Origin of the sequence: Vitreimonas sp., assembly GCF_035627415.1 — a bacterium.
Taxonomy (GTDB): domain Bacteria; phylum Pseudomonadota; class Alphaproteobacteria; order Caulobacterales; family Aquidulcibacteraceae; genus Vitreimonas.
Genome location: NZ_DASPLU010000009.1, coordinates 58,795 through 79,586 on the forward strand (window position 1 = coordinate 58,795; position 20,792 = coordinate 79,586).

Here is a 20,792-nt window from a genome sequence, read left to right on the forward strand (position 1 = left end):
AACTCGCCGGCCCGCAAACGAGGGGAATTCCATGGGGGCCATTTTCAACGTCTTTCCGCTGATCCTGATCCCGGTCCTCACCTATAATATCTGGGCCTTCGGCGCGACTGCTTCCGCCGCCGACGGGATCGACGTCCGCACGCACCTGATGCAGCCGTGGCTGAACGTGCCGATGGCCTCGGGCGTGCCGTGGATGCTCACCTTCGGCGACGTCATGGTGCTGATGGCGCTGCTGCTGCTGTTCATCGAACTCCTGAAGTCGACGTCCACCGGCACCGCGGCGATCTTCAATCACGCGCTGTCGATGCTGGTCTTCATCATCTGCCTGGTGGAGTTCCTGCTTCACCCGGCGTTCGCGACCAGCGTCTTCTTCATCATCATGATCATGGCGCTCTTGGATGTCCTCGCCGGCGTCGTCGTCACCATCATCTCCGCCCGCCGCGACGTCGAGTTCGCGGGGCAGGGCTGAACGGGCGAATAGGTAATTGGGAGTGGGGAGTAGGGCTATCTGCCTTCCCTTCCCAATTCGCTACTTCCCACTCCCTCATAAACACCACATCCCCACAGCCAGCGCGATTGAGAAGTCGAGCCAGCGGGCGAATCGGGGAACTATGAACGCATCCATGGTCCAGCGCCTTCTGCAGGAACGGCGCCGATCGCAACGCGGGTGACCGAATGTCCCTGTTCTTCGACGCTGAGTGGTTCGACGCCAAACTGGCCGCTCGGCGCCTGGACCGCACGGCGCTCGCGGTCGCGCTCGGGATCGAACCGGCCGAGCTCCACCGCGTGTTCACCAACGAGCGCGCGCCGACCGCCGAAGACCTGACGATCTTCGCCAACGTGCTCGGCGCGGACCTCGTCGAAGTGACGCTGAGGAGCGGCGTGGCGTCGCGTCCGGCGGACGATCGAAGCGAAGACTCGGCCGACCGCATAGCCAGTATCGAAGCTCGACTCGATGCGATCGACAGCTGGCTCGCCGAGTTCGAGTCCGGAAAGAAAAGCGCGTAAACGCAACGGCGCACCGCCGGGCTCGCAGCCGGCGCTCCGAAGCGGTTCAAGCCCGAACGTTCACCACGACGCCAGCGCGCAGCGGCGGCGCCGCATCATAGCCGCTGACACACACGCGCTCCGCCGCCGTCACATGGTTCACCAGCGTCGCCGCGAACAGCGTGTCCAGCTTCGCCCGCGCCGCACGTCGCTCGCCGCCGCGGCGGTCGTTGCGGCGCTGATCGCCGACGTTGACGAACTCAGCGTCGATCGGGTCGAAGCGAAGGCGGACTGCGCTCATGGCGCTCGCACTGCATTCGGCGTGCCAAACGGAAATTAACCGCTATCGTCCTCCGCGGAGGAAACGATGCAGGACTACGCCGATTATGACGGCCTCGGCCTCGCAGAGCTGGTGAACAAGCGCGACGTGACGCCGGCGGAGCTGCTTGACGCCGCGATAGCGCGCATCGAACGCCACAACGGCGAACTCAACGCCGTCGTTTACAAGGCCTATGACGAGGCGCGCGCCACGGCCGCCGGCGAACTGCCGGACGGGCCGTTCAAGGGCGTCCCATTTTTGATCAAGGATCTCGGCGTCAGGGTCAAAGGCTGGCCGCGCACGTCGGCAAGCCGTTTCGCGCGTCTCGACGCCGACGCCGAGGATTCGATCCTCACGCAGCGTTATCGCGAAGCCGGCGTCGTCCTCGTCGGCAAGACCAACACGCCCGAATTCGGCATTCCCGGCGTCACCACGTCGGCGCTGTTCGGCCCGTGCCGCAATCCGTGGAATCCCGACCACATCTCCGGCGGCTCCTCCGGCGGCGCCGCGAGCGCGGTGGCGAGCGGCATGGTCCCGCTCGCGCACGCGAGCGACGGGCTTGGCTCCATCCGCATCCCCGCCGCCTGCTGCGGCCTCGTTGGCTTGAAGACCACACGCGACCGCAATCCCAATGGTGTCCACGACAGCGATCGCGCTATCGGCTTTTCCGTCGATCACGTCGTCACCCGCACCGTGCGCGACAGCGCCGCCATGCTCGACGTCACCGGTTATCCGCAGCCCGCCAGCCCGTACGCGCACCCGAAGCAGGATCGCCCTTACCTGGAAGAAGTCAGCCGTGCGCCAGGCAAACTGCGCATCGCCTTCTCCAGCGAAACGCCCACTGGCGCTCCCGTCGATGCCGAAGTCCGCGCCGCACTCGAGCGCGCTGCCGAAACGCTCGCGCAGCTCGGCCACGACGTGCGCGAGGAGGGGCTCGGGATCGACTACAGATTGCTCTATCAGGCGCAAGGGCTCGTCTCCGCATCGAACTTCGCCGCCGCCATGCGCCGCTGGATCGAGCTGAAGGGGTGCGAACCGGGTGAAGAGATCGAAGGTCTCGCGCGCCGTCTCTACGAGCGCGGCAAGGCGATGAGCGGTCAGGACGCGATGTGGGGCTGGCAGCAGCTGCGCCTGTTGAATCGCGCGATCCTGCAGCGCTTCGAAACCTGGGACGTTTATCTCACGCCTGTTCTCAACATGCCGCCCCCGCGCGTCGGCTACCTCGATACGCTCACCGACGACCTGCGCGAGTTCGACAAGCGCCAAGCCGCCACCTTCGGTTTCACACCGCCCTTCAACATGACCGGCCAGCCTTCGCTCTCGCTGCCGCTCGCGCAGAGCCAGGGCGGCTTGCCGATCGCCATGATGTTCACCGCCAAATACGCGGACGAAGCGACGCTCTTCCGCCTCGCCGGCCAACTCGAAAAGGAAATGCCGTGGAAGGATCGCAAGCCCATGGTTTGGGGTTGACGCAGCAACGCATGGACGCGGGCGATCTGCTCGACGCGGGTGGCCGTTTGAATGCCTGCGGATACGCCACGCGCGAAGTGCGCACGTATCGGCGTGACGCGATAAAGGCTTGGCCGTTGCGCACCAAGGAGTGGGACTATTATTGCGTCCTCACCGATCGCTACGGCCTCGCGCTCACCGTCGCCGACAATGATTATCTCGGTTTCCTTGGCGCAACTTGGCTCGATTTCGAGAAGCGCAGTTACGTTAGCGAAGAAGCGCTGTTGCCATTCCCACTTGGCGGCATGGACCTCCCTGAGAGCGCCGACGCAGGCGATGTCGAACAAGAGCACCCGAAACTCTCGATTGCCTATCGCCACGTCGAAGGCGGCCGCGAGATCAGCGTCATCGCGCCGAACTTCGCGAACGGGCAGGGCCTCAAGGGCAAACTCGTACTCGCGCAACCGCCGATGGACCGCATGGTGATCGCAACGCCGTTCCCGAATGCGCCGCGCTCGTTCTATTACAATCAGAAGGTCAACTGCCTGCGCGCGAAAGGCGCCGTCACGATTGGCGCGCACACGTTCGCCTTCGAGCCCGACAGCGCGTTCGGCGTGCTCGATTGGGGGCGCGGGGCTTGGACCTACGACAACACATGGTACTGGGCCTCCGCATCCGGCATCGCCGACGGTCGCCTGTTCGGCTTCAACGTCGGCTACGGTTTCGGCGACACGTCCGCCGCGACCGAGAACATGCTGTTCGTCAACGGCGTCGCCCACAAGCTCGCCGATGTCACGTTCCACATGCCGGAAGGCGCGCCGGATTCCGGCCCGTGGCGCTTCAGCAGCAGTGACAGTCGGTTCGAACTCGCCTTCAAGCCGATCGTCGACCGCGCCGCCAACACCGATATCGGCCTCATCAAGTCCGACCAGCACCAGGTCTTCGGCCGCTTCACCGGCCGCGTCGTGCTCGATGACGGCTCAGTCCTAGCCATCGAGAACTTGATCGGCTTCGCCGAGAGGGTTCACAATCGGTGGTGAGGGCGCGCCCCAAGGCCGTCCTTGGAACAGCGTTATTGGCCACGGAGTTGCGCCGGCATGACCCACACCTCGCACACCGCCACCTCGGAAGACATCGAGAACCGAGCCTCTGCATCCGGTCTGCCGGCGGTCGTCTCGATCATCCTCGCACTGGCCTGGGGCACCTACACCGTGCACATCTGTATCGAGATCTTCACGACGCCGCTGCCGCCGCTCTGACGCGCTTCAGCTCTTCCCGCGCGCCATTGCGTCGAGCTGCTTCTGCATCGCTTCCATCTGCTTGCGCAATTGAACGAGTTGCTCGTCCTTGTCGCCGTCGTCGACATCACCCGGGGTCTGCGGCGCGACGGCGCCTGGCATAGCGCCCGGGATGCCGCCTGCGAACGGCGCCCACATCTTCAACGCCTGCTGGAACATGGCCATGTTGCGCTGCGCTTGTTCTTCGAAAGCGCCGAGCGGCGTCGCCGCGCCGAAGGTGCGCGAGAAGTTTTCCCGCATCTGTTCCTGGCCCTTGGCGAAGCTTTCCATGCTCATTTCCAGATAGGGCGGCAGGAAGCCTTGCATCTGGTCGCCATAGAATCGGATCAGGCGGCGCAGGAACGCGACGGGCAAGAGGTTCTGGCCCCGGCTTTCCTGTTCGAAGATGATCTGCGTCAGCACCGAGCGGGTGATGTCTTCGCCGGTCTTGGCGTCGAGGACTATAAAATCCGTACCTTCGCGCACCATCTCCGAGAGGTGGTCGAGCGTCACGTAGCTCGACGCCGCCGTATTGTAGAGCCGCCGGTTGGCGTACTTTTTGATGACGACCGGCTCGCCCTGAGCCGCCGCTTCGCCTGCAGGTTCCCCCGCCTGCTGGCCGTTCGCATCCGCCACGTCGTTCGTCCTTGAATTCTGGCGCCCGCGAAACGCGGGCTTTGGAACAGAATCTTCCTTCCTTCGCCGCAATGCAAGACAAAGCCTCCGTTTTGGTTCAGCACCGGGGCTCTGGCGCGTTGGATTTCGCCCGCCGCTTGTGCGATAGGGGGCGATAAGTCTCCCTTTCCGACCAAGGCCTTCCGCCGTTCAGGAGCCGTCTGCCATGACCGACGTCGTCATCGTTTCCGCCGCCCGCACGCCCATCGGCGCGTTCAACGGCGCCTTTGCTGCGACGCCCGCGCACGAGCTCGGCCGCACAGCGATCACAGCCGCGCTGCAGCGCGCAAAAGTGGATGCGGGCGAAGTCTCGGAAGTGGTGCTGGGCCAAGTGCTGACGGCCAACCAGGGCATGAACCCCGCCCGCCAGGCCGCCCGAGCCGCCGGCGTGCCGGACGAGAGCCCGGCCTGGTCGCTGAACCAGGTTTGCGGCTCAGGGCTCCGCGCCGTTGTCGTCGGCTACCAGCAGCTGAAAGCGGGCGACGCGAAGGTGGTCGTCGCCGGCGGCCAGGAGAGCATGAGCCTTGCGCCCCACGCCGCGCACATGCGCGCCGGCACGAAAATGGGCCCGCTCGAATTCGCCGACACGATGATCAAGGACGGCCTGACTGACGTCTTCAACCAATATCACATGGGCATCACCGCCGAGAATGTCGCCGAGAAGTGGCAGATCACACGCGCGCAGCAGGATGAGTTCGCCACCAACTCGCAGAAGAAAGCGAGCGCGGCGCAGAAGGCCGGCAGGTTCAAGGACGAGATCGTCGCCGTCACCGTGAAGGGTCGGAAGGGTGACACGATCGTCGAGAACGACGAGTACATCAAACACGAAGCAACGCTCGAAGGCGCGGCGGGCCTCCGCGCCGCGTTCAAGAAGGACGGCACTGTCACCGCCGCCAATGCCTCCGGCATCAATGACGGCGCAGCAGCGCTGGTGCTGATGACGGCCGAGGACGCGCAAAAGCGCGGCCTCACGCCGCTCGCGCGCATCGCCTCCTGGGCCTCGCGCGGCGTCGATCCGGCGCTGATGGGCTCGGGGCCAATTCCCGCCTCGAAAGCCGCGCTCGAGAAAGCGGGCTGGAAGGTGGGCGATCTCGATCTCGTCGAAGCCAATGAAGCGTTCGCGGCGCAAGCGTGCGCCGTGAACAAGGACATGTGCTGGGATCCGGAACTCGTGAACGTCAATGGCGGCGCGATCGCGCTCGGACACCCGATCGGCGCCAGCGGCGCGCGCGTGCTGACGACACTGCTCTACGAACTGCAACGCCGCGGAAAGAGCAAAGGCCTAGCCACGCTCTGTATCGGCGGCGGCATGGGCATCGCAGTGTGCGTAGAGCGCTAAGCTAATCCTCGCCCTCGATGGGGGAGGTGTCAGCGTGGGTGAGCAGCCGGCCGCGCCAAGAAGATCGCCGACATCGCCGCCATGCTCAAACGCGGCGAGATGTTCTATCCGCAAAGGAAGAAGTAGCCCCGTGGCGCGACTATAACACGCTCGGCGCCGCTCCGGCGCGTTGCGCCTGCAGCATCGACTTTGACGGCAGTTGTTCCGACGCATCGAGCAGCCGCCGGCGTGCATCGCGGAGTTCGACGTGCACGTGATTGGTGATGCCTGGATAGCGGCGGCTCAGGTCCTGCGCCGCGCCGATCTCGTCGCCCGCCACCACGACATCGCCCACCGAGACCGTCGGCGCAACATAGAGCACGCGCGCCGTGTATTTGGTTTCGGGATTGACGATCTCGACGATGCGAAGCCGCCCAACGCCGCGATACGCATAGCCCAGCCGGCTCACTTCGCCGCTGATCGGCGCACGCACCAGGGCGCCGACGGCGGCGACGTAATCGACGCCGTGATGCCTGCGCTTGCCGGCGTCGCGCCGCGCGCCGAAATCGCCCGAGCCGAACGCGTCGACGCCGCGCACCCCGCTATGGGTCGGATTTGAGAAGTCGGCGTCGCCGTCGCCGTCGGCGTCGATGGTCCAGATCATGGCCGGGAGCTGCGCCAGCGCCTTCACCTCCGCCGAAGGGTTGGGCTGCGCTGCGTTGGCGTTTGCGAGTGCGTTGAGCGTCGCGTCGGCGCCGCCGAGATTGACGAACCCGAGAGCCGCAACAGCGAACGAAAGCCGCGTGAGCACGCGCCTGACGAAGCAAGTGACGGCGTTCCGGCGGGAATTCGGCTCTGCGGCAAGCCGCATGTTGCGCTGGCGCGCGGTGATGGCGTGCGTCACGGTCAACATCTCGTCGAGTGGAAAAAAGCCGCCGCAGGGCGGCGCAGCGCGCGCGTATCAAGTGAAATCGCGCGGCCATTTTGTGACGGCCATCGCGCGATTTTCGCACTCAGCACCAATGGCGTACGGGCGTTCTTCCGTTCGGCATAGGCCGAACTGGCGGCGCTGCGCCACGTAGTACCGGCAAAGGGCGCAATGGCGCTGGGCGTCGTCCAGGCGTTTGAGCGCTATTCCTCGTAACCCAACCGCCGCGCCCACTTGTCCAGCAGCGGCAGCACCGGCGTCAGCTCGCGCGCATAGCGCCGCCAGCGGCCGAGCGAGCGATCGTAGATCGGCTCGGTCACCTGTCGCGCGCTCGCCGACGAAATGGCGCGTGCGCGCGCCGCCTCGTTGAAACGCAGCATCGCCGGCTCGAACGTGAGCCCCAGGAACGCCGCCATCGCGTGCGCTTCACGCTCGAGATCGGCGACGATGTCGCGGTACTCAATCTCGTGCAGGTCGAGCTTCAGCTTGGCGCGGCACGTGAGCATCAGCCCCATCACCGCGTCGTAGTAATCTGCCGCGCTCTCTAATGCCCAGAATTGCGCTGTCGCGACGTTCGCGCCGAAGCATTGCTGGTAGCACGAAAGCACAACATCGCGCGGATCGCGCAGCGACAGGACGATCTTGGCATCCGGCCAGATCTTGTTGATCAGCGGCAGCAGCGTGATGTGCAGCGGGTGCTTGTCGACGATGAGCTTGCCTTGCGCCGCCGGCGCGTCCGCCCGCACCAGCTCAAGATAGGCCGAGCGCACGGTTTCTATCTCGGCAGCGGTGAGAGCGCTGACGCGGTCGAACAAGTCGCCGTCCTTCAGCACCACGGAGAACGCTTCGAACAGGTGATCCGTCTCGCCGAGACAAACGACGCCTGCGTGCGTGGCGAGCACCTGTTCGAGCAGCGTCGTGCCCGAGCGTGGAAAACCGATCAGGAAGGCCGGCGCAGGAGTCGCGAATGCGACAGGGGCAGGCTGCGGCCGCAAGCGCTCGACGAGCTGGGTGAGGTACCGGACATTCGTCGGATGTGCGGGATGATGCCGCTCCTGCCCGCCGCCGTGGCGCCGGCGCATAATTTGGTTCGCCTGTGTGAAGGCGTTGAAAGCGCCGGTCGCATCGTCGCGCCGATCGCGCGCTTCTCCGACCAGAGCCCACGCGAGCGCGCAATTGTCCGCTAACCCCCGAGGCGCCTCGGCGGCCGCCAGCGCCGCGCGCTCGGCGTCAGCGAATTTCTCCTGCCGCAACAGCACGCGCGCGAGCGCCAGCCCGGCCACCGCATTGTTCGGATCGGCCCGCAGCGCGCGCTCTGCATGCGTCTTGGCGTCCGCCAAGGCGTGGCTGCTCTCCAACAGATCCGCCAGCTGCGCATGCGCCGCGACACTGTCCGGCTCGAACGCGAGCGCCTGCCGATAGGCTGCGACGCCCGCGCTCTTGTCGCCGCGTAAGGCTTCGAGCTCCGCCAGCGTGCGCCAGGTCTCCGCCAGCGCGAACTGCGCTTGACGCAGCGTCTCCTCGTCATGATCCGTCCGCGCCGCAGGCAGGCCAGGCAAGCCGATGCCCTCGAACGTCTGCAGCGCGGCTGCGCGCACGATCGCCAACTGCTTGTGCGCTGCGTCGACCAGGTTTTGCCGCACTGCCTGCAACCGTGTGGTCACGCGCGTTTCGCTGGCGCGCGACAAAGCCTTGGACGCGAGCCGCAAGTGTTCGCGCATGCTCTGTCGCGTAATCGTCATGGTTGGATCGATGCGCACAATAGAAGGCTAGGTGTTGCTGGGGGCGAAGAGCAAAGCCGTACGTCGAGCGCTTAGGTTGGATCGTCTCAAAGTTCTTGGCATTGCTTGTTCGAAACGCGCACGCCGGAAACGCACGCCGTTTCGAGCGGCGCGCGCGGGTGCAGAGCGGGGCAGCCCGACGCCCGCACGGATGCACGGACATCGAGAGTCGTACTGTTGTAGCGAAGATTACATAATCCCGTCACACTCTTTGATCAATTCGCCGTTACTGCGATAATCCGGCCCATGGGGCCGAAATCAGACGCCGAGATCGCGAGTTTCCTGCGCGAGCGGGAGGAGAAGGCGGCGCAAGAGGCCGCCGCCCCGGCGCCGGAAGGCTGGCGCTGGAACCGCACCGGTTGGGGTGACTGGCGCGGGCCGACGAGCCAGCCTGAAGTAGATCCCGCAGCGGAACCCGATTCCAGCGAGCGCAAGGACTGATCGGGGCCCGCGTTCCTGGCTACGCCAACTCCAAGGCCCGCATGACCGCGCCCTGGTCGAAGTAGGGGCGTTCACAGACGATCTTGTCCGAGCCGGGCCCGAACTCGAACGTCGCGCACATCCGCACGCGGAAGGCCCTGCCCGTGGGAGCGATCGTGCGGCCGCCGAACCTGAGCGGCCCCAGGTGCGTGCCGGTCAGCCAGAACTCCACCAGCACCGTGTCGCCGTCGTGCGCGATGGCGATGATTTCGTTGCCCTGATCGGGGAACGGCGTGCGCGAGGCGGCGAAATAGCCGCGCACGGCCGTTTCGCCGTCGAATACCTGGCCGGCGCCGTGCATCTCGTAGCGCGGACGGGCGAACGTGGCGATCACGCCGTCCCAATCGTGTTCAACCTCGAGCGCCATATGGCGGCGAACAGTCTCGATACGGGCGGCGGCGAGCGCGTCGGACATGAAGCCAGTGTGACTCGATCTATAACGCGCGCAATCGCTCAGGTGTTGCAGCGGCCGCGACTCTCCTTCTCCCAGCGCTTGCGCAGCTGCGCCGGCCGAGGCCGGAAGCGCGCCTCCAGCACGTTCGCCGCGCAGAAGCGGTCCGAACGGAAGTGTCGAAACGCCTCGCGCAGCTCGCACCAGGCGACGACGATCCGGACCGTCTCGAAATAGCCGATCATGAACGGCCAAATTGTCCGCTCGGTCGCGCGGCCGTTTTCGTCGGCGTAGGCGATGCGCATCTTGCGCTGCTCGCGGATGGCGCCTCGCACCGCGGCTAGATCGAACGCGTCGGCGGCGCGTTCCTTGAACGAAATCGGCGCAAGCTGCGCGTCGAGCACGACCGGGCGCAGATGCTCCGGCACGGCTGCCGTCAGCTTGCCGATCAGGTCGCGCGCGCCCCGCGCCAACGCCGCGTCGCCGCGCTCCGCCACCCATGCCGCGCCGAGCACCGCCGCCTCCAATTCGTCTTGCGTCAGCATCAGCGGCGGCATGTCGTAGCCGCTGTCGATCACGTATCCCGTGCCGGCTTCGCCACGGATCGGCACGCGCTGCGCCATCAGCTCGGCGATGTCGCGATAGAGCGTGCGTAGCGACACCTCGAGTTCGTCCGCCAGCTCGCGTCCCGTGACCGGTCGGCGCTTCGAGCGCAGGACCTGAATAATCTGAAACAGCCGTTCGGTGCGGCGCATGAGCAATCCTACTGCCAGCCTGCTGCCACAAGGCTGTCAGCAGGGGCAAGCTAAGACGCGTCCAATGCGAAGTGAGGAGAGCGGAAGATGACGATTCTGTATGGCTGGGGGCCCATGTTCGGTGCGCCGAGTCCGAGCCCGTTTGTTCTGAAGTGCGACATGCAGCTGCAAATGTTCGGCGCGCCATTCGAGCGCGCCATCGCCGACCTGGACTCCGTCCCGAAACACAAAGCCCCTTACGTCGAGGACGACGGCCGCATCATCGAAGATTCGACCTTCATCCGTTTCTATTTCGAACAGAAGCTCGGCGCCGATCTCGATTCCGGCCTCTCCTTCGCCGAGCGCGGCGCGGCCTGGGGCCTCGAACGAATGCTCGAAGACCGCCTCGCCATGATCATGGCGCACGAACGTTGGCTCGTGGACGCCAACTTCGAAAAGGGCCCTCGTCTGTTCTTCATGGACGCGCCGGAGCCCGCGCGCACGGCCCTCTGCAAGGAGGTCCGCGAGCAGCTGCACACCATGATGGTCCGCCACGGCATCGGCCGCCACTCGCGCGAGGAGCGGATGCTGCTCGCCGAACGCGATATCTCCGCCGTTGCCGCCGTGCTGGGCGACAAGCCCTATCTCTTCGGCGACACGCCAAGCGCCGTCGATGCGTCCGCGTTCGGCGTGCTGAGTTCGTGCGCGACGCCATTCTTCGATACGCCGCTGTCGGGCCTCGTGCTCGAGCACGCAAACTTGAGGAGCTATCTGCAGCGGCTCGAAGCGCGTTATTTCGCCGACGTGAGCTGGCCGACGGCCATGGCCGCCTAGCTTTCCGAGGCCAGAAAAAACGGAGTTGCCGCGACGCAGTGTGTTGCGTCGCGGCAGAACTCGCGCAAAGTGGGCCGCCTGAACCGGGCCATCGTCCGGAGAACAAATAATCGGGAGGCGGCAATGGCGCGGGTGGCTTTGGTGACGGGCGGGACACGGGGCATCGGCAAAGCGATCTCGGCTCGGCTCAAGGCCGAAGGCTTCAAGGTCGCGGCCAATTACGCCGGCAATTCCGAAGCCGCCGACGCCACGGCCAAGGAACTCTGCATCGCCGCCTACAAGTGGGATGTCGGCAACGCGCAAGCGTGCAAGGACGGCATCGCCAAGGTCGAAGCCGATCTCGGCCCGGTCGACGTGCTCGTGAACAATGCCGGCATCACCCGCGACGGCTTCTTTCACAAGATGAGCGCCGAGCAATGGGATGAGGTGATCCGCGTCGATCTCTCCTCGCTCTTCTACATGACGCGCCCGATCTACGAAGGCATGCGCAATCGGGGTTTCGGCCGCATCGTCAACATCAGCTCGATCAATGGTCAGAAGGGCCAGGCGGGGCAGGTGAACTACAGCGCCGCCAAGGCCGGCATCATCGGCTTTACCAAAGCGCTGGCGCAGGAGGGCGCGATGAAAGGCGTCACCGTGAACTGCATTGCGCCCGGCTACATCGACACCGACATGGTCGCCGCTGTGCCGCAAGAGGTGCTGAAGAAGATCATCGCGACCATTCCGGTCGGCCGACTCGGCAAGGCCGAGGAGATCGCCCACGCCGTCGCCTTCCTGGCGTCCGACCAAGCTGGCTTCATGACCGGCGCGACGCTCACCATGAATGGCGCGCAATACATAGCCGGCTGAGCGCGGCCAGGAACTTCCCTCGGCGTTTCTCGTTCTCTCAAATCCAAGGAGAGAGCCCGAATGGATAAAGAGCACGTCAAAGGCGCGCGCGACAAGACGTCCGGCGCGATCAAGGAAGGCATCGGCAATCTGACCGACGACACCTCGATGAAAGTCAAAGGCAAGCTCGACAAGGCCAAAGGCGAAGGCCATGAAGCGTTGGGCGATGTGAAGGACGCCGCGCGTGGCAAGGATCGGCGCGACGATACACGTCACTGAGGTCCGAAAATGGAAGAGCAAGATCCCAACCGCGCCGATCAGGAGCGCAGATTCGGCAAGGACGATCCGAAGCCCGGTGAGCCCAAGCGCGCTCACCGCGATTATGTCAGTGGCGGCAAGAACCTGAACAAGGACAGCCGCGAAGAATTGAAAAAGAAGCACTGAAGCGAACAAGCACTGAAGCAAGGGCCCGCCGAGAGGCGGGCCTTTCGGTGTCACGGCGTCACGGCTTGTACACGTATTCGAGCTTCAGCCCGTCCGGATCGGCGAAGAAAACCGCGTAATAGCCCTCGCCATACTGCGGATAATCCGCCGGCGCATCGAGAATTGCCGCCCCCATTTTCAGCAGATGCGCGTGCATCGCGTCGACGTCCTCGCGGCTCGCCGCGGTCCAGGCGATGTGGTGTAGGCCCGGACTGTACCTATCGTGCGCTCGGCTCGCGTTCTGACCGCGCGCGCTCAAGATTCCGATGGAGCAGAAGCTGTCGCCGTCGCGCAGGTCGAAATCGTAGCCGTTGGGAGGCGCGCCGCTCACGTCCGCTATCGGGGCCGAGTAGCGATAGCCCATGAAGCCAAGCACGCTCTCATAGAACGCGCGCGACGCATGTGCGTCCTTCACCGTCAGGTCGATATGGTGGACGCCGCCACGCATCAGCGGTTCGCGCCGGGCTTCCACAGCAGGTCCGCCTTGCCGCGATCGTTGGCGTAGCGCGCCGCCACGAACAGCAGGTCCGACAGCCGGTTCGCGAATCTGATCGCTTCCGCCGACACCTTGCCCTCGTCCGCCAACGCCACGATCTCGCGCTCCGCCCGGCGCGCGATCGCGCGCGACAGATGCAGATGCGCCGCGGCCGGCGAGCCGCCGGGCAGGATGAAAGAGGTGAGCGGCGAGAGCTGATCATTCAGCTGATCGATCTCCGCCTCGAGCCGCAGCACCTGGCTCTCCTGGATGCGCAGCGGCTCGAACTTGAGATCGGGCGAATCCGGCGTCGCCAGATCGGCGCCGAGATCGAACAGATCGTTCTGCACCCGCTCTAGGATCGGATCGAGCACCGGATCCGCGGTGGTGTGGAGCCGGGCGACGCCGATCGCCGAGTTCGCTTCGTCGACCGCGCCGTACGCGGCGACGCGCGCGCTGGCCTTCGACACCGGCTCGCCGGTCGCCAGCCGGGTCTTGCCGCCGTCGCCGGCTTTGGTGACGATTTTGTCTATCCGGACCATCTAGCCGTATTGCTGCTTAAACCAGAGCGCCGCAACCAGGATCATGATCGCGACGAACTGCGCCACCACGCGCATGCGCATGGCCTTGTTCGACCAGGAACGGCCAAAGTCGCCACCGCGAAACATGGCGAAAATGCCAAAGCAAAGGATCGCGAAGACGACGGCGAGCGCCACCGGGATCAGGTAGTCGAACGGGTTCATGGGCGGCGAGCCTACGCCGCGGGGCGGGCTTCCGCCATGCGCCAGATCAACCCTAAAACGGCCGGGCATGGGGTCGGGACCGGCGGACTGCTAGGCTCCCGAAATGACCGAATCGCTTTTGCTTGTGCTCGCCCTCGCCGCCATCGGCGCCGCGGCGTGGTTCGCCTACCGCTCGGCCGGCGTCGAGCCGATCCGGGCTGAACGCGACCGCCTGCGCGCTGAGCTTCACGAAGCCCGCAAGCAGAACCTTGACCTCGCCACCGAACTGGCCGCCGCCAAGGCGCAGAAGAACGAACGCTCCGAAACCGAGGAGGCGCGCTTCGTCGAAATCGCCACCAGGGCGCTGCAGGCCTCGCAAGCCAGCTTCATGACGCTCGCCAACGAGACGTTCGAGAAGCACAAACAGGCCGCCGCCGGGGGCGTAAAGGAAGTGCTGACGCCGGCGCAAGAGGCGCTCGCGAAACTCGCGACCTCCGTCGAAGCGCTCGAAAAGGCGCGCCTGCAGGACAAGTCGGCCATCAATGAACAAGTGAAGCAGATCGTCGACGCCGTCGGCACGACCAACAAGACGACGACGCAGCTGCTCTCAGCTCTGCGCGCCTCGCCAAAAATGCGCGGCCGCTGGGGCGAGCAAACCTTGCGCAACGTGCTCGAACTTTCGGGACTCTCCGCGCACGTTGATTTCAAAGAGCAGTTCTCGACGACGGACGGAGAGGGCGCGCGCCTCAGGCCCGACGTCGTGATCAATCTTCCGGGCGGCCGCTGCATCGTCGTCGACTCGAAAGTCGCGCTCTCGGGCTATCTCGACGCTGTCGAAGCCACCGACGACGCCACCCGCGAACTGCACCTGAAGAAGCACGTCGCCGAACTCAAGGGCCACGTGAAGAACCTCGCTTCGAAGGAATACCAAAAGCACGTGCCCGATACGGCCGAGTTCGTCGTCCTGTTCGTGCCAGGTGAGAACTTTCTCGCCGCAGCCGCGGAGCGCGATCCGAACCTGTTCGACGACGCCTTCTCGCAGAAGGTCATTCTCACCACGCCGACTACGATGGTCGCGCTCGCGAAGTCGATCGCTTACGGTTGGCGTCAGGAAGACAGCGCCAAGAACACGCAGAAGATCGCCGAGCTGGGCCGCGAGATGCACAGCCGTATGGCGATCATGGTCGACAAGATGGCCAAGGTCGGCGACAGCATCGAGAAGTCGGTCAAGAGCTACAACGAACTGGTCGGCTCAGTCGAAAGCCGCGTCCTGCCGCAAGCGCGCAAGTTCAAGGAACTCGGCGCCGGCGACGCCGGCATCGAGATCGCCGCCGCCGCCCAAATCGAAGCCGCGCCGCGCCAGCTGCAGCCGCCCGAGCAACTCGAACTGATGCCGCCGAGCCAGGGTACGAAGCGAGGACGTTAGTCCCTCGTCCCTCGGTCCGCGCACGGAAACGACCATTCGTCGCGCGACGGGTGACGCGCCCGCGCCGCCGCGTTAGCAGCACGAGGAGGAGGGAGACGCCTATGAAACACATCCTCATCGCCGCCATTGCCGCGCTTGCGCTGGCCGCTTGCAACCAGCAAGCGCAACAAGCCGACACCGAACCCGCGACCGCCGAAGTATCCCCGGACGCGGCCAACATCGTCGCCGCCGTCGCCGATACGCGCCGCCCGCAACCGGACCGTGACCGCGACGCCATGCGCCGCCCAGCCGAAATCCTCGCTTTCGCCCGCGTCGAGCCGGGCGACCGTGTGGGTGAGATATTTCCCGGCGGTGGTTACTGGACGCGCATGTTCGCCGTCGCTGTCGGCGAAGAGGGCCGCGTCTATCCGACCATCCGCCCCGACGGGGTCGCCGGCGAGTACGAAACGCCGGTTCTCGCCGTCGCCGCCGAGTACCCGAACGCGGTGATGGCGCGCACGCCGTATGACGCGCTCGCCTATCCAGAGCCGCTCGATGTTGTCTTCACCGCGCAGAACTATCACGACATGCCGCTCACCGCGTACAATCTCGGCGACCGCGCCGCGATGAACCGCACCGCGTTCGCGGCGCTGAAGCCCGGCGGCTATTACATCGTCATCGATCACTCCGCCGTCGCCGGCGCGCCGGTCGAAACCAACGCAGAAACCACGATCCACCGCATTGACGAAGCCACTGTGCGCCGCGAGGTCGAAGCCGCCGGCTTCGTGTTCGACGGCGAGAGCGACGTGCTGCGCAACCCCGCCGACGCGCGCACCGCAAGCGTCTTCGACGACTCCATCCGCGGCCGCACCGATCAGTTCGTGCTGCGGTTCAGAAAGCCGGAATAAGGTTCGGGATTGGGGATTGGGTTTTCGGGATTGCGGCTGACCAACTCCCCAATCCCCAATCCGGAGCTAGTCGTGCTCACGCACCCGGCCGCGCTTCGCCTTCACGTCGCCGCGCCGCGCCTTGCCTTCGAGCCGTTTCTCCTTCGCCGCACGCGGCACCTTCGTCTTCTTGCGCGGCTTCGGCCGATGCGTCGCTTGCTCCACCAGCGCCACCAGGCGCGCTAACGCTTCGCTGCGGTTGCGGTCCTGGGTGCGGTGCTCGTCCGCCCGCAGCACGATCTCGCCGTCGAGCGTGAGACGCCGCCCGGCCAGCTTCTCCAGCCGCGCGCGCACGTCCTCCGGCATCTCGGTGAAGCCGCGGACGTTGAAGCGCAGCTCCACCGCCGTCGACACCTTGTTGACGTTCTGCCCGCCCGGCCCGGCCGCGCGGATGAAGCGCTCCTCGAGGTCGCGCTCGTCGATGGCGAGGGTGGGCGTCACCGGAATCATCGCCTCAGTCTAACGGATGTTGGTTTCCAATCGTTCACTTTGCGCCCCGAGGCGAGACAAGCCCTGATGGGCGCGGCTAGAACGGGCCGACGAGGGAGGACCACATGCGGAATTTCTTGGCCGGCCTGGGTGCGGCTGTGTTCATCGCCGCCTGCGCCGGCGGCGCCGTGCCTGGGCTGATGATGCGCGAAGCCGCGCCGGTGACGGCGACATCGCCGCACATCCTGGCCGCAGTGGCCGAGCCGCGCCGTCCGGACGCCGACCGCGCGCGTGATGCGCTCCGCCACCCCGCCGAGATCATGGCCTTCGCCGGCGTCCAGCCCGGCTGGCGCATCGCCGACGTCGGCCCCGGCGGCGGCTATTACACGCGCCTCTTCTCCGTCGCGGTCGGCCCCACCGGTCACGTCTACGGCATCGACCGCGCCGGCACGCCGGAACGCCCGCGGCCGCTCGCAGCGTTCGCCGCGGACTATGGCAACATCACTCATCTCACCGCCGGCTATCAGGGCTGGACCATCGCCGAGCCGCTCGACGCCGTGTTCGTCTCGCAGATCTATCACGACTGGTTCTATCCGCAGCTTGGCATCGACGTGCCCGCGCTCAATCGCGCCATTTACGAGGCGCTGAAGCCGGGCGGCGTTTACGTGATCATCGATCACGCCGCCCAGCCCGGGCACACGATCAACACCGCCGATCCCCAGGCCGACATCCACCGCATCGACCAGGCGCAAATCATCCGCGAGGTCACCGCGGCCGGCTTCGTGCTGGAGGCGGAGAGCCCGGTCCTGCGCAACCCGGAAGACGATCGCAGCCTGCGTGTGTTCGAAGGCGATATCCGCGGCCGCACCGACCAGTTCGTGCTGAGATTCCGCAAGCCGGCTTGAACTCGGGATTGGGGTAACGGGATTGGGGATCGGGATGGGATTCTGCGAGTTATCGCGAGCTGGACGTTTGGACCAGGCGATGAACGTCGCTGAAGGAATGCGCGTGCTCTCACGCATGCTCAACAAGGCGCGTCTACGCCTCACAGCAGAACCATCCTGATCCAATCCCCAATCCCCAGTCATGCTCCTCCCGCACAATCCCAATGCCTTCACCCGTTCGCCGCTCGATCGCGCCGGCCACCATCGGCGCGACATGGCCTGGCTCGACGCCGCGCTCGAGGCGGAGACGACGCTGCTCATTCCCTTCCACAAGCAGCGGCCGTTGGTGGTGGAGGAGAGCGGCGTCGTCGCGCCGGGTTGGCTCGGCGCACATGCGCGCGCGGGCATCGCGCCGCCGGGCGCCTGCACCTTGTTTCTCGGCCTCGATGACAAAGGCGCCGCCCACTTCGCTATCGATGTGGACGACGCCGCCAAGCTCGAAGGCCTCGGCCGCTTCGACGATCTGCGTGCGCTGGGGCCGCGGCTTTCGCGTGACGATCTCGCCATGCTTGGGCCGGCCAAGGCGGTGTTCGAGTGGCATGGCCGGCACGGCTTCTGCGCCAATTGCGGCGCGCCGACGCTGATCGTCGAAGCCGGCTGGAAGCGCGAGTGTCCGATCTGCTCGGCCGAGCATTTCCCGCGGGTCGATCCCGTCTGCATCATGGTGCCGACATTCGGCGACAAGTGCTTGCTCGGCCGCCAGCGCGCGTGGCCGCGCGGCATGCATTCGGCGCTGGCGGGATTTATCGAACCGGGCGAGGCGATCGAAGAAGCGGTCGCGCGCGAGACGCTGGAAGAGGCGGGGCTCAAGGTCCGCCACGTCCGCATGCACTCGACCCAGCCCTGGCCGTTTCCGCATTCGCTGATGATCGGCGTCCTCTGCGAAGTCGAAAACGACAACGAGACCATTGACACGTTCGAACTCGAAAGCGGCCGCTGGTTCACCCGCGAGGAAGCCAAGCTGCTGATCGCCGCTAAGCACCCCGACGCGTTTGCGCCGCCGCCGTTCGCGATCGCGCACCAACTGCTGAAGAGCTGGGCGGAGGAGTAGCCGGCCTCGCCTAATCGCATTCCGCGCAATCGTCCCGTTGCGTCCGCTCCACTTGCAGCGTCACGTGGGCGATGCCGAAGCGCTGTTCGATCTCGTCCGAGACGCGGGCGAGGAAGCCGTCGTCGCTGCCCTCGGGCCGCACCACGTGCGCGGTCAGCGCGGGCGTGGCGGCGCTCATCGCCCAGATGTGCAGATCGTGCACCGCCGTCACCCCGGCTTGGGCGGCGAGAAAGGCGCGCACTTCGGCGACGTCGATGTGCGAGGGGGCGGCGTCGAGGGCGAGATCGAGCGACTCGCGCAAAAGGCGCCACGTGCCCCAGAGGATCAGCAGCACGACACCCACCGAGATCGCCGGGTCGATCCAGTCGAAGCCGGTGATCCAGATCGCTGCGCCGGCCACGATGACCGCGGCCGAAACGCCCGCGTCCGCGAGCATGTGCAGATAGGCGCCGCGGACGTTCACGTCTTGCTTGCGCCCGGCCAAGAACAGCATTGCGGTCGCGCCATTGATCAGCACGCCGATCGCCGCAACGGTCATGACGAAGCCGGGCTCCACCGGCTCTGGCGCAATGAACCGCCGCAGCGCTTCCCACAGGATTCCGCCGCAGGCGACCACCAGCACCAGCGCGTTGGCCAGGGCGGCCAGCACGGTCGCCTTGGCGAAGCCGTAGGTGCGCCGCTCGCTCGCTTGCTGCTTCGCGAGCCAGGCCGCGCCGCCGGCGAGCGCAAGGCCGAGCACGTCGGAGAGGTTGTGCGCGGCGTCCGATAGTAGCGCCGTGGAGTTGGCGAGAAATCCCGCCGCGGCTTCGAGCGCAACGAACGCGACGTTGAGAACGATGGCGACTGTATAACGTTTGTCGGAGGGCGGCGCGTGGTGGTGGGCGTGGTCGTGGTGGTGATCGTGCCCGTGATGGCCGTGCATGGCTAGGGCAATAAGGCAATGTGGCAGTAGGGCAATAGGGTACGGGCGCGCACTGGCTACAGCGGCATGAAGATCACGCGGCCGCCGCGTTCGGCGGCGGTGCGGCGGGCCATGCGGCAATCGCTTTCTTGCGGTTGCGCATCGGCGCTGACGCCGTCGATCCAGGCGCGGCAATAGCCGCGGCGCGGCAGTTCGCTCGCCGGCACGCCGGTAAAGTCGTTGCCGCCTTCGTAGGCGGCCGCTTCGGCCACGCCGTTTTCCGTGCGCTCGAGCACGGCGCCGCCCCAGCGTTGGGCGACCCAGTGCGCGTGCTCGCATTCCATCGCCGCCGGCTGCTTGTCCATCGGCAGCGCGTCGTAGTGGATGCGGCATTGGCCGACGTTCAGCATTTCGACGGGGGCGGGCGCCGCTGCGACTTGCTGCTGTTCGGCGGCGACGTACTCGTCGCGCAGCGCAAGCGCAGAGCCGGCCAGCATCGCGAGCGAAAACGCTGTGGCCAAACCGGAGGCGGCTAATTTCGTCATGGCTCCTAAACTCCCCGCGCCCAGGCGACGTTTCCTGAGCACGAGATGAATGTAGGAGCGCTTGCAGATGCGCCGCGTGACCGCGGTCACGCTGCAAATTTGGGCCGATCACAAGCTGTTGAGCGGCGGGCGCCGAGGCCGCAAAGGGCAGCGGCGACCGGAACGGCGCCTCCCTGCCGCGGTTCGCCAGCGATGACGCAAAAAGCGAAAAAGCCGACCTCGGCGCAGCTCCGAGGCGATATCGACAGCGGCCGGACCGGCGACAAGGCGCCGGGATTGGATCCGGCGGCGGCGCCGCTTGGCACGGACGAAGAAGCCGGCGGCGCAGCGCCGACCGCGGCGGAGATCGCGCAGGCGCGGGCGCTCGAACAGCGCCGAGCGCGGGGCGACAACGCCGTCGACCCGCGCAAGACGCCGTCCGGCGGTTGAGCGTCAGGCGCGCGCCGGCTCGCGCTTCAACGCCACGATCTGCAGCTCCGCAAAGACGCCGACAGCCACCGCCTGCGCAATGACGAAGGCGTAGCCGAACAGGCTGGGGCCGAACGCCAGCAGCACTACGATCGAGCCCAGCACCCAGGCGATGTTCACCGCGACCGCCGCGCGCACGGCGTTTCTCGGCATGAGCACCATGCGCGAGAGAAAAGTCAGCGCCAGCGTCCAGGGCATCAGCGCAAACCCCGCGACGACGAGCAGCGCTTGCGGCAGCGCGAGGAGCGGCGCGAGCAGGCCGGCGCCGACGATCATGGCGACGCCAGCCGCGCCTGAGACGAGGGCGTCGGCGAGCAGAACGCGGCGAAGAAAGAGCGAGTCCATGTGGTCCTCCGTTGGGTTGACGCGCCCAGGATGCCGCGCGGCCGCCAGGCAGGCGATTACGTCCGAGGTAATGGCG

General features: G+C 66.1%; 29 protein-coding genes. 16 read left to right on the forward strand and 13 right to left on the reverse strand.

Annotated features, from left to right (window positions below):
* Positions 1-31 precede the first annotated feature (31 nt).
* Together VEA80_RS05935 and VEA80_RS05940 are read left to right on the forward strand one after the other, a co-directional pair.
* Entirely contained in the window at positions 32-469 is a 438-nt protein-coding gene (locus tag VEA80_RS05935; RefSeq protein ID WP_325059779.1) for a hypothetical protein, read from the forward strand.
* Positions 470-675: 206 nt separating this feature from the next.
* Complete coding sequence (locus VEA80_RS05940) at positions 676-1,008, forward strand: helix-turn-helix transcriptional regulator (RefSeq protein ID WP_325059780.1); 333 nt, start codon at positions 676-678, stop codon at positions 1,006-1,008.
* 46 nt (positions 1,009-1,054) lie between these two features.
* Here the strand turns inward: VEA80_RS05940 and VEA80_RS05945 are convergent, their stop codons facing one another.
* Entirely contained in the window at positions 1,055-1,288 is a 234-nt protein-coding gene (locus VEA80_RS05945; protein WP_325059781.1) for a hypothetical protein, read from the reverse strand.
* A gap of 66 nt (positions 1,289-1,354) precedes the next feature.
* Here VEA80_RS05945 and VEA80_RS05950 point away from each other — a divergent pair, with 66 nt between their 5' ends.
* The 3 genes from VEA80_RS05950 to VEA80_RS05960 are packed head-to-tail and all read left to right on the forward strand — an operon-like array spanning position 1,355 to position 4,014.
* Complete coding sequence (locus VEA80_RS05950; protein WP_325059782.1) at positions 1,355-2,776, forward strand: amidase; 1,422 nt, start codon at positions 1,355-1,357, stop codon at positions 2,774-2,776.
* A gap of 11 nt (positions 2,777-2,787) precedes the next feature.
* On the forward strand, positions 2,788-3,795 hold the full coding sequence (locus tag VEA80_RS05955; protein ID WP_325059783.1) for a DUF2804 domain-containing protein: 1,008 nt from the start codon (positions 2,788-2,790) through the stop codon (positions 3,793-3,795).
* A gap of 57 nt (positions 3,796-3,852) precedes the next feature.
* Positions 3,853-4,014, forward strand: coding sequence for a hypothetical protein (locus VEA80_RS05960; RefSeq protein WP_325059784.1), 162 nt, complete (start codon positions 3,853-3,855; stop codon positions 4,012-4,014).
* A gap of 6 nt (positions 4,015-4,020) precedes the next feature.
* Here the strand turns inward: VEA80_RS05960 and phaR are convergent, their stop codons facing one another.
* Positions 4,021-4,668, reverse strand: a complete 648-nt coding sequence (phaR, locus tag VEA80_RS05965) for a polyhydroxyalkanoate synthesis repressor PhaR (protein WP_325059785.1) — start codon at positions 4,666-4,668, stop codon at positions 4,021-4,023.
* A 205-nt stretch (positions 4,669-4,873) separates the two neighbouring features.
* Between phaR and VEA80_RS05970 the strand changes: the two genes are divergently transcribed.
* Positions 4,874-6,046 carry an acetyl-CoA C-acetyltransferase gene (locus VEA80_RS05970; protein WP_325059786.1) on the forward strand — a complete coding sequence of 391 codons (1,173 nt, stop codon included), beginning with the start codon at positions 4,874-4,876 and terminating at the stop codon, positions 6,044-6,046.
* A gap of 139 nt (positions 6,047-6,185) precedes the next feature.
* Here the strand turns inward: VEA80_RS05970 and VEA80_RS05975 are convergent, their stop codons facing one another.
* Together VEA80_RS05975 and VEA80_RS05980 are read right to left on the reverse strand one after the other, a co-directional pair.
* Positions 6,186-6,929 carry a M23 family metallopeptidase gene (locus VEA80_RS05975; protein ID WP_325059787.1) on the reverse strand — a complete coding sequence of 248 codons (744 nt, stop codon included), beginning with the start codon at positions 6,927-6,929 and terminating at the stop codon, positions 6,186-6,188.
* Between the two features lie 227 nt (positions 6,930-7,156).
* Positions 7,157-8,695 (reverse strand): tetratricopeptide repeat-containing sulfotransferase family protein, encoded by a 1,539-nt coding sequence (locus VEA80_RS05980; RefSeq protein ID WP_325059788.1) that lies wholly within the window; start codon positions 8,693-8,695, stop codon positions 7,157-7,159.
* A 285-nt stretch (positions 8,696-8,980) separates the two neighbouring features.
* Here VEA80_RS05980 and VEA80_RS05985 point away from each other — a divergent pair, with 285 nt between their 5' ends.
* A complete protein-coding gene (locus VEA80_RS05985; protein WP_325059789.1) occupies positions 8,981-9,175 on the forward strand; it encodes a hypothetical protein in 195 nt (64 codons plus the stop codon).
* A gap of 19 nt (positions 9,176-9,194) precedes the next feature.
* On the opposite strand, the gene VEA80_RS05990 is transcribed toward VEA80_RS05985, so the two are convergent.
* Together VEA80_RS05990 and VEA80_RS05995 are read right to left on the reverse strand one after the other, a co-directional pair.
* Positions 9,195-9,629: an ester cyclase gene (locus VEA80_RS05990; protein ID WP_325059790.1), complete on the reverse strand. Its 435-nt coding sequence runs from the start codon at positions 9,627-9,629 to the stop codon at positions 9,195-9,197.
* Positions 9,630-9,667: 38 nt separating this feature from the next.
* Positions 9,668-10,360: a YafY family protein gene (locus VEA80_RS05995; RefSeq protein ID WP_325059791.1), complete on the reverse strand. Its 693-nt coding sequence runs from the start codon at positions 10,358-10,360 to the stop codon at positions 9,668-9,670.
* Between the two features lie 87 nt (positions 10,361-10,447).
* On the opposite strand from VEA80_RS05995, the gene VEA80_RS06000 reads away from it, so the two are divergent.
* The 4 genes from VEA80_RS06000 (at position 10,448) to VEA80_RS06015 (ending at position 12,445) form a co-directional block, all read left to right on the forward strand.
* A complete protein-coding gene (locus VEA80_RS06000; protein ID WP_325059792.1) occupies positions 10,448-11,173 on the forward strand; it encodes a glutathione S-transferase family protein in 726 nt (241 codons plus the stop codon).
* Between the two features lie 123 nt (positions 11,174-11,296).
* A complete protein-coding gene (gene phbB / locus VEA80_RS06005; RefSeq protein ID WP_325059793.1) occupies positions 11,297-12,022 on the forward strand; it encodes an acetoacetyl-CoA reductase in 726 nt (241 codons plus the stop codon).
* Positions 12,023-12,082: 60 nt separating this feature from the next.
* A complete protein-coding gene (locus tag VEA80_RS06010; RefSeq protein WP_325059794.1) occupies positions 12,083-12,280 on the forward strand; it encodes a CsbD family protein in 198 nt (65 codons plus the stop codon).
* Positions 12,281-12,289: 9 nt separating this feature from the next.
* Entirely contained in the window at positions 12,290-12,445 is a 156-nt protein-coding gene (locus VEA80_RS06015) for a hypothetical protein (protein WP_325059795.1), read from the forward strand.
* A gap of 58 nt (positions 12,446-12,503) precedes the next feature.
* On the opposite strand, the gene VEA80_RS06020 is transcribed toward VEA80_RS06015, so the two are convergent.
* From VEA80_RS06020 to VEA80_RS06030, 3 genes are read right to left on the reverse strand one after another with little or no spacing between them, the layout of a single operon-like run.
* Positions 12,504-12,932 carry a VOC family protein gene (locus VEA80_RS06020; protein ID WP_325059796.1) on the reverse strand — a complete coding sequence of 143 codons (429 nt, stop codon included), beginning with the start codon at positions 12,930-12,932 and terminating at the stop codon, positions 12,504-12,506.
* A complete protein-coding gene (locus tag VEA80_RS06025) occupies positions 12,932-13,501 on the reverse strand; it encodes a cob(I)yrinic acid a,c-diamide adenosyltransferase (RefSeq protein WP_325059797.1) in 570 nt (189 codons plus the stop codon). Before VEA80_RS06025 ends, VEA80_RS06020 begins: the two co-directional genes overlap by 1 nt.
* On the reverse strand, positions 13,502-13,702 hold the full coding sequence (locus VEA80_RS06030; protein ID WP_325059798.1) for a twin transmembrane helix small protein: 201 nt from the start codon (positions 13,700-13,702) through the stop codon (positions 13,502-13,504).
* 103 nt (positions 13,703-13,805) lie between these two features.
* On the opposite strand from VEA80_RS06030, the gene rmuC reads away from it, so the two are divergent.
* Positions 13,806-15,107: a DNA recombination protein RmuC gene (rmuC, locus tag VEA80_RS06035; RefSeq protein WP_325059799.1), complete on the forward strand. Its 1,302-nt coding sequence runs from the start codon at positions 13,806-13,808 to the stop codon at positions 15,105-15,107.
* 101 nt (positions 15,108-15,208) lie between these two features.
* Positions 15,209-15,994: a hypothetical protein gene (locus tag VEA80_RS06040; RefSeq protein ID WP_325059800.1), complete on the forward strand. Its 786-nt coding sequence runs from the start codon at positions 15,209-15,211 to the stop codon at positions 15,992-15,994.
* Between the two features lie 66 nt (positions 15,995-16,060).
* Here VEA80_RS06040 and arfB read toward each other — a convergent pair whose 3' ends face one another.
* On the reverse strand, positions 16,061-16,483 hold the full coding sequence (arfB, locus tag VEA80_RS06045; protein WP_349257216.1) for an alternative ribosome rescue aminoacyl-tRNA hydrolase ArfB: 423 nt from the start codon (positions 16,481-16,483) through the stop codon (positions 16,061-16,063).
* Between the two features lie 104 nt (positions 16,484-16,587).
* On the opposite strand from arfB, the gene VEA80_RS06050 reads away from it, so the two are divergent.
* The gene (locus tag VEA80_RS06050; RefSeq protein ID WP_325059802.1) at positions 16,588-17,367 is read left to right on the forward strand and encodes a hypothetical protein; all 780 of its coding nucleotides are present in this window, start codon (positions 16,588-16,590) and stop codon (positions 17,365-17,367) included.
* 181 nt (positions 17,368-17,548) lie between these two features.
* A complete protein-coding gene (gene nudC, locus VEA80_RS06055; RefSeq protein WP_325059803.1) occupies positions 17,549-18,457 on the forward strand; it encodes an NAD(+) diphosphatase in 909 nt (302 codons plus the stop codon).
* Between the two features lie 10 nt (positions 18,458-18,467).
* On the opposite strand, the gene VEA80_RS06060 is transcribed toward nudC, so the two are convergent.
* The gene (locus VEA80_RS06060; protein WP_325059804.1) at positions 18,468-19,379 is read right to left on the reverse strand and encodes a cation diffusion facilitator family transporter; all 912 of its coding nucleotides are present in this window, start codon (positions 19,377-19,379) and stop codon (positions 18,468-18,470) included.
* A gap of 56 nt (positions 19,380-19,435) precedes the next feature.
* Positions 19,436-19,903, reverse strand: coding sequence for a hypothetical protein (locus tag VEA80_RS06065; RefSeq protein WP_325059805.1), 468 nt, complete (start codon positions 19,901-19,903; stop codon positions 19,436-19,438).
* Positions 19,904-20,095: 192 nt separating this feature from the next.
* Here VEA80_RS06065 and VEA80_RS06070 point away from each other — a divergent pair, with 192 nt between their 5' ends.
* Positions 20,096-20,332 (forward strand): hypothetical protein, encoded by a 237-nt coding sequence (locus VEA80_RS06070; protein WP_325059806.1) that lies wholly within the window; start codon positions 20,096-20,098, stop codon positions 20,330-20,332.
* A gap of 3 nt (positions 20,333-20,335) precedes the next feature.
* Here the strand turns inward: VEA80_RS06070 and VEA80_RS06075 are convergent, their stop codons facing one another.
* Positions 20,336-20,716: a hypothetical protein gene (locus VEA80_RS06075; protein ID WP_325059807.1), complete on the reverse strand. Its 381-nt coding sequence runs from the start codon at positions 20,714-20,716 to the stop codon at positions 20,336-20,338.
* Between the last annotated feature and the right edge of the window lie 76 nt (positions 20,717-20,792).

Bases quoted from the DNA above. Each gene is read 5' to 3' on its own strand.
- VEA80_RS05935 (WP_325059779.1), top strand. From the start codon at position 32: ATGGGGGCCATTTTCAACGTCTTTCCGCTGATCCTGATCCCGGTCCTC.
- VEA80_RS05940 (WP_325059780.1), top strand. From the start codon at position 676: ATGTCCCTGTTCTTCGACGCTGAGTGGTTCGACGCCAAACTGGCCGCT.
- VEA80_RS05945 (WP_325059781.1), bottom strand. From the start codon at position 1,288: ATGAGCGCAGTCCGCCTTCGCTTCGACCCGATCGACGCTGAGTTCGTC.
- VEA80_RS05950 (WP_325059782.1), top strand. From the start codon at position 1,355: ATGCAGGACTACGCCGATTATGACGGCCTCGGCCTCGCAGAGCTGGTG.
- VEA80_RS05955 (WP_325059783.1), top strand. From the start codon at position 2,788: ATGGACGCGGGCGATCTGCTCGACGCGGGTGGCCGTTTGAATGCCTGC.
- VEA80_RS05960 (WP_325059784.1), top strand. From the start codon at position 3,853: ATGACCCACACCTCGCACACCGCCACCTCGGAAGACATCGAGAACCGA.
- VEA80_RS05970 (WP_325059786.1), top strand. From the start codon at position 4,874: ATGACCGACGTCGTCATCGTTTCCGCCGCCCGCACGCCCATCGGCGCG.
- VEA80_RS05980 (WP_325059788.1), bottom strand. From the start codon at position 8,695: ATGACGATTACGCGACAGAGCATGCGCGAACACTTGCGGCTCGCGTCC.
- VEA80_RS05985 (WP_325059789.1), top strand. From the start codon at position 8,981: ATGGGGCCGAAATCAGACGCCGAGATCGCGAGTTTCCTGCGCGAGCGG.
- VEA80_RS05990 (WP_325059790.1), bottom strand. From the start codon at position 9,629: ATGTCCGACGCGCTCGCCGCCGCCCGTATCGAGACTGTTCGCCGCCAT.
- VEA80_RS05995 (WP_325059791.1), bottom strand. From the start codon at position 10,360: ATGCGCCGCACCGAACGGCTGTTTCAGATTATTCAGGTCCTGCGCTCG.
- VEA80_RS06000 (WP_325059792.1), top strand. From the start codon at position 10,448: ATGACGATTCTGTATGGCTGGGGGCCCATGTTCGGTGCGCCGAGTCCG.
- phbB (WP_325059793.1), top strand. From the start codon at position 11,297: ATGGCGCGGGTGGCTTTGGTGACGGGCGGGACACGGGGCATCGGCAAA.
- VEA80_RS06010 (WP_325059794.1), top strand. From the start codon at position 12,083: ATGGATAAAGAGCACGTCAAAGGCGCGCGCGACAAGACGTCCGGCGCG.
- VEA80_RS06015 (WP_325059795.1), top strand. From the start codon at position 12,290: ATGGAAGAGCAAGATCCCAACCGCGCCGATCAGGAGCGCAGATTCGGC.
- VEA80_RS06020 (WP_325059796.1), bottom strand. From the start codon at position 12,932: ATGCGTGGCGGCGTCCACCATATCGACCTGACGGTGAAGGACGCACAT.
- VEA80_RS06025 (WP_325059797.1), bottom strand. From the start codon at position 13,501: ATGGTCCGGATAGACAAAATCGTCACCAAAGCCGGCGACGGCGGCAAG.
- VEA80_RS06030 (WP_325059798.1), bottom strand. From the start codon at position 13,702: ATGAACCCGTTCGACTACCTGATCCCGGTGGCGCTCGCCGTCGTCTTC.
- rmuC (WP_325059799.1), top strand. From the start codon at position 13,806: ATGACCGAATCGCTTTTGCTTGTGCTCGCCCTCGCCGCCATCGGCGCC.
- VEA80_RS06040 (WP_325059800.1), top strand. From the start codon at position 15,209: ATGAAACACATCCTCATCGCCGCCATTGCCGCGCTTGCGCTGGCCGCT.
- arfB (WP_349257216.1), bottom strand. From the start codon at position 16,483: ATGATTCCGGTGACGCCCACCCTCGCCATCGACGAGCGCGACCTCGAG.
- VEA80_RS06050 (WP_325059802.1), top strand. From the start codon at position 16,588: ATGCGGAATTTCTTGGCCGGCCTGGGTGCGGCTGTGTTCATCGCCGCC.
- nudC (WP_325059803.1), top strand. From the start codon at position 17,549: ATGCTCCTCCCGCACAATCCCAATGCCTTCACCCGTTCGCCGCTCGAT.
- VEA80_RS06060 (WP_325059804.1), bottom strand. From the start codon at position 19,379: ATGCACGGCCATCACGGGCACGATCACCACCACGACCACGCCCACCAC.
- VEA80_RS06065 (WP_325059805.1), bottom strand. From the start codon at position 19,903: ATGACGAAATTAGCCGCCTCCGGTTTGGCCACAGCGTTTTCGCTCGCG.
- VEA80_RS06070 (WP_325059806.1), top strand. From the start codon at position 20,096: ATGACGCAAAAAGCGAAAAAGCCGACCTCGGCGCAGCTCCGAGGCGAT.
- VEA80_RS06075 (WP_325059807.1), bottom strand. From the start codon at position 20,716: ATGGACTCGCTCTTTCTTCGCCGCGTTCTGCTCGCCGACGCCCTCGTC.